This window comes from Agromyces humi (assembly GCF_009720255.1).
In the GTDB taxonomy this organism is placed as follows: Bacteria; Actinomycetota; Actinomycetes; order Actinomycetales; family Microbacteriaceae; genus Agromyces; species Agromyces humi.
In genome coordinates this window covers 1-4,793 of record NZ_WJSP02000292.1, presented here as the reverse complement: position 1 = coordinate 4,793, position 4,793 = coordinate 1, and the positions used below count along the sequence as shown (strand labels likewise).

Annotated in this window: 6 protein-coding genes; 1 reads left to right on the top strand and 5 read right to left on the bottom strand. The window is 70.3% G+C overall.

The genetic code is table 11. The features are described 5' to 3' along the window. The 5 genes from GH736_RS17415 to GH736_RS17395 form a co-directional block, all read right to left on the bottom strand. Positions 1-422, bottom strand: a 422-nt coding sequence (locus tag GH736_RS17415) for an ATP-binding cassette domain-containing protein (protein ID WP_159605585.1), incomplete at its 3' end; no start/stop codon positions are given. 309 nt (positions 423-731) lie between these two features. Further along, positions 732-2,258, bottom strand: a complete 1,527-nt coding sequence (locus GH736_RS17410) for a malate:quinone oxidoreductase (RefSeq protein WP_159605583.1) — start codon at positions 2,256-2,258, stop codon at positions 732-734. Positions 2,259-2,279: 21 nt separating this feature from the next. After that, positions 2,280-2,738, bottom strand: a complete 459-nt coding sequence (locus tag GH736_RS17405) for a VOC family protein (protein ID WP_203230828.1) — start codon at positions 2,736-2,738, stop codon at positions 2,280-2,282. A 138-nt stretch (positions 2,739-2,876) separates the two neighbouring features. Continuing rightward, a complete protein-coding gene (locus tag GH736_RS17400) occupies positions 2,877-3,413 on the bottom strand; it encodes a hypothetical protein (RefSeq protein WP_159605581.1) in 537 nt (178 codons plus the stop codon). Between the two features lie 219 nt (positions 3,414-3,632). Next, complete coding sequence (locus GH736_RS17395; protein ID WP_159605579.1) at positions 3,633-4,052, bottom strand: hypothetical protein; 420 nt, start codon at positions 4,050-4,052, stop codon at positions 3,633-3,635. An 86-nt stretch (positions 4,053-4,138) separates the two neighbouring features. On the opposite strand from GH736_RS17395, the gene GH736_RS17390 reads away from it, so the two are divergent. Beyond that, positions 4,139-4,768, top strand: coding sequence for a MerR family transcriptional regulator (locus GH736_RS17390; protein WP_159605577.1), 630 nt, complete (start codon positions 4,139-4,141; stop codon positions 4,766-4,768). Positions 4,769-4,793: the final 25 nt, after the last annotated feature.

The following is a 4,793-nucleotide window of genomic DNA, read 5'->3' as shown; positions in this document are numbered from 1 at the left end:
CGGGCGGATGCCGCGACGGCCGCCGCCTCTGGCGCACCGGAGTCGGCGAGCGCCACCGCCGCGTCGTCGAGTTCGCGTTCCATCGCGCGCACCTCGGCGAGGGCGGCCTCGATCACGTCGCGCAGGCGCTGGTCGGGGCGGAACGGCAGCTCCTGTCGGAGCAGCCCCGTGCGGACGGGCCGGGTGAGCCGTCCGGAGACATCGGCGTCCTCGAGCGCAGCGGATGCGGCATCCGATCGCCCGTCGACGGGGGCGATGAGCCGGAGCAGCGTCGACTTGCCGACCCCGTTCTCGCCGATCAGGCCGAGACGCTGCCCGGGTGCGACGGCGAATCCCAGGTCGGTGAAGACGCGACGGCCGCCGTAGGACGCGGAGAGCCCGTCGGCGTGCAGGTGGAGGGAGTGTGAGAGGTGTACAGCCATGCGGAACTTCCGTTCGCGAAGGCTCCCGGGTCGACGCGCGACGCCGCCGATGGCGGGCGCGCGCGGACGATGCACCGACCGCCGCACACGCGGCACGACGACGCGGGCGTCGACCCGGGAGCGGAGAGGAGGTCCCGCCGGGCATTCGCCGTCACGAAGGGTGCGCGCGCGACACTGTCGCGATCAGCTGAGCGTGCACACCCGGTGTCTACGGCGCCTCAGGCGCGGGACGATGGGATGTGCTCACTTCATAGCGGGGTCGACGATAACAGACCCCGCCAGATCATGGCAAGCGCGATCACGCCGCGACTAGGCGGTGAGGTCGAGCACCTTCGCCGTCTCGGCGAGCGATGCCTCGGCGGCCGCAGGATCGCTCGAGAGCTTCGTGCCGTAGCTCGGGATCATCTCGCGGAGCTTGGGCTCCCATGCCTCCATGCGTGCGGGGAAGCACCGCGAGAGCACGTCGAGCATGATCGGCGCGGCGGTGGAGGCACCCGGCGACGCGCCGAGCAGGCCGGCGATCGTGCCATCCGCGCCGGTGATGATCTCGGTGCCGAACTGCAGGATGCCGCCCTGCTTCGGGTCCTTCTTCATCACCTGCACGCGCTGCCCGGCGGTGATGAGCTCCCAGTCGGCATCCTTCGCCGTGGGCATGAATTCCCGCAGGGCGGCCATCTTCTTCGACCGGGAGGCGAGCAGCTCGGAGACCAGGTACTTCACGAGGTCGAAGTTCTTGAGCCCGACCTGGAGCATCGGCCCGAGATTGTGCAGGCGGATCGAGAACGGGAGATCGAACCAGGTGCTCGTCTTCAGGAACTTCGGCGTGAAGCCGGCGTACGGGCCGAACAGCAGCGCCGTCTCGCCGTCGACCACGCGGGTGTCGAGGTGCGGCACCGACATGGGCGGCGCGCCCACGGCGGCCTTGCCGTAGACCTTGGCCTGATGCTGGGCCACGACCTTCGGGTTCGTGGTGCGCAGGAACTGGCCCGAGATGGGGAACCCACCGAAGCCCTTGATCTCCTCGATGCCGGAGTGCTGCAGCAGTGCGAGGGCGCCGCCGCCGGCGCCCACGAACACGAACCTGGCGTTCACGGTCTTCGGCGTCTGGCCCACCGTGTGCCGCACGCGGAGCTTCCACGTGCCGTCCTTCTGGCGCTTGAGCCAGGTGACCTGGTGGTTGGTCTGGATGGACGCCCCGCGACGCGAGATGTCATCGAAGAGGAACTTCGTGAGGGCGCCGAAGTCGACGTCGGTGCCGGCGGCGATGCGCGTCGCCGCCACCTTCTGCTTCGGGTTGCGCTTCTTGGCGAGGAGCGGGGTCCACTCGGCGATGCGCTCGAGGTCCTCGGTGTACTCCATGTCGGGGAAGAGCGGCTGGTCCTTCAGCGCGTCGACCCGGCGGCGGAGGTAGTCGATGTTCGCCGCGCCCTTGACGAACGTCATGTGCGGCGTGGAGTTGATGAAGTTGTGCGGCTCTGGGAGCGCGCCGGTCGAGACGAGGTGGGCCCAGTACTGGCGGCTGATCTGGAACTGCTCGTTGATCGACACGGCCTTGCTCGCGTCGACGCTTCCGTCGGCGCCCTCGGGCATGTAGTTCAGCTCGCAGAGCGCGGCATGGCCGGTGCCGGCGTTGTTCCAGGCGTTCGAGGACTCCTGTGCGACCTCGCCGAGGCGCTCGTAGACGCGGATACTCCAGTCGGGTTCCAGCTGGGAGATCAGGGAGCCGAGCGTCGCGCTCATGATGCCCCCGCCGATCAGCACGACGTCGACGGTTTCCTCGGAATTCACGGATTCCAGTCTAGGTGCGGTTCGAAGGTGCCCCTGACCGGGTGACATCCTCCGGCGAGCGACGCCCCGTCACTCGACCTCACCGCCGTCGAGCTGCGGCATGCCGTGGTCGTCGAGCGGCCAGAACGGGTTGTGCGCGAATTCCCACAGGTTGCCGTCGGGGTCGCGACCGTAGCCGCTGTAGCCACCCCACTCCGTCGCCTCGGCGGGCTTGGAGACCTCGCCGCCTGCCGCCAGCCACTCGTCGAGCGCCACGTCGACCTCGTCGCGGCTGTCGAGGTTGATCGACAGCGAGACGCCCCGGAACCCGGGCGCCGAGGGCGCGTCGGCCTCGGTCGCGAGGCCGCCGTCGACCGCGAGCTGGGGGCTCGTCCAGAGGGCGATGATCGGCCCTGGCGTGCGGAAGAACGTGATGCCGTCGGCCGAGTGCGTCGACTGGCGCCATCCCAGCCGACGGTAGAACGCGGTGGCCGCGTCGACGTCGTAGACGCCGAGGGTCACGAGGGAGAAGCGCTGGGGAATGGCCATGCGCCGACGTTACCGCCCGCATGCGACGCGGTGCGATGGTCGAGCGGATGCCGCCGCGTCGCGCCGCGGCATCCGCCCTTGGTTCGGGTCCGGCGGCGGGGTCCGCTGACGTGCCGCAGATCCCGCCGACCGCCGTTGTCAGGCGATCTGGCGTCGCCGGACGGCCACACGCTCACCCACGACGGCAGATCCGAGCGCCAGCGCACCGAGGCCCGTGATGAGGATCCAGCCGCCATCGAGTCCACCGCCGCCCCCGGACGAGGTCGAGTCGATCGGCACGATGGCCGGGCTCGTCTCCGTCGGTGGCGCCGAGGGGGTCGGGGTCGTCACCGGCTCGAACGAGTACGAGTAGTGGCTGATCCCCTTGCCGGTCGGGTGCTCGAAGGTGTAGGTCTGCGAGGGCGGATCGACCGGGATGATCACGGCGCCGCCACCGGACGGCCCCGCGCCGGCCTTGACGCAGACCTCGGTGATGACGAATCCATCGTCGACCGTGATGGTGATCGAGGTGGCCTCGGGGTCGTCGGGGACGTCGATCCTGCCGGAGTCGAGCGGTGGGCAGAGCAGGCCGGCGGGCGGAGCGGCGTACGCTGGCGCGGCGCTGAACAGCACGGCGCCGCCGGCGAGCAGCAGGACGGCCCCGATCGTGCGTCGGGTGGTGAGTCGGGTGGTCATCGGGGGGCTCCTCACATCCTCGTGAGCGCAGGTGAGTCGAAGTGTGCGCTCGAGTCGGGTTCGGCGCCCTCGCGGACGCCGTTCGGGTATCGCGTCGCAACAATTGACGGCGCCAGAATACGAGTGTTGCTCAGGTTCCATCACCCCCCGAAGAGGGCACATGTGCGCCGAGCGCGGCGGCGCTCGCGGCATCCGTGCGTCGAGCCCGGCGACGGTCAGTCAAAGCGCCGCCACGCCCCCGGCGATCAGCCCGATCCCGGCGGTGACGAGCGCGGCGGTCAGCGAGACGACGCCCAGCCAGAGCAGCACGATGAGCCGGTTCGGCCGATGGGGATCACGGCCGAGCACCGAGAGGAAGAAGCCCGCGGGCATGAGGATCGCCGCGATGGGCACGCCGAGACGTGCGAGCTGCATCCAGAACCCGTCGAGTGCGGCGTACGAGATCACCGAGAGGATCACCATCGAGAGCACGAGCAGCACGGCCGCATGGGCGTGGCCGGCGCGGTAGAAGTTGCCCTGCAGGCGGTTTGCGGGCACGTGGCCGCGCACCACGCGGGTGAGGAAGTAGCCGCCGCTCTCGACGGTGACGAGCGCGAGCAGCAGGATGCCGATGAGGATGAGGTCGGCGGGGTCCGGCATGTCGTGATCCTTCCTGAGTGGCGCATGATTGGATAGTGACGCTCTCCAATACTAGAGAGTCGCACTATCCAACGCAAGGAGTCGGCATGCGCATCTCCGAACTCGCCGGAGCGTCGGGCCTCCCCGTCGCGACCATCAAGTTCTACCTGCGCGAGGGCCTCCTCCAACCGGGGTTGGCCACCTCGGCGACCCAGGCCGCGTACGACGACGGGCACGTGCGCCGGCTCCGCGTCATCCGCGCCCTGACCGGCCCCGTCGGGCTCAGCGTGCAGCAGGCACGCACGATCCTCGGGCTCATCGACGACCCCGGCGACGACCTGTACCAGACGCTCGGCAGCGCGGTGAGTGCGCTGCCGCCGGTCGTGGAGGCGGCCTCCGTCGACGACCCCGACCCGTATCCGCGCGCGCGCGCCGCCCTCGAAGCGCTCGGACAGGTCTACGATCCCAGGTTCGCGGCGGTCGCCCAGCTCGAGGCGGCCCTCACCGCGACCGAGGACGCGGGGATGCCGCTGAGCGAGCCGCGACTGCTCGAATACGGCCGCCGGCTTCGGGAGCTCGCGGAGTTCGACCTCGAGCAGATGCCGTCCGAACCGCACGCGGCCGTCGAGTACACCGTGCTCGGCACGGCCCTGTACGAGCCCGTGCTGCTCGCCCTGCGGCGACTGGCGCACCAGGACGTCGCCGCGCAGCGCACCCTCGGCGGCGACGCGGACTGACGTTCCGGCACGGGCGCCCCCGACA

Coding starts and splice junctions, on each gene's coding strand:
- GH736_RS17410 (WP_159605583.1), bottom strand. CDS start 2,258: ATGTCACCCGGTCAGGGGCACCTTCGAACCGCACCTAGACTGGAATCC.
- GH736_RS17405 (WP_203230828.1), bottom strand. CDS start 2,738: ATGGCCATTCCCCAGCGCTTCTCCCTCGTGACCCTCGGCGTCTACGAC.
- GH736_RS17400 (WP_159605581.1), bottom strand. CDS start 3,413: ATGACCACCCGACTCACCACCCGACGCACGATCGGGGCCGTCCTGCTG.
- GH736_RS17395 (WP_159605579.1), bottom strand. CDS start 4,052: ATGCCGGACCCCGCCGACCTCATCCTCATCGGCATCCTGCTGCTCGCG.
- GH736_RS17390 (WP_159605577.1), top strand. CDS start 4,139: ATGCGCATCTCCGAACTCGCCGGAGCGTCGGGCCTCCCCGTCGCGACC.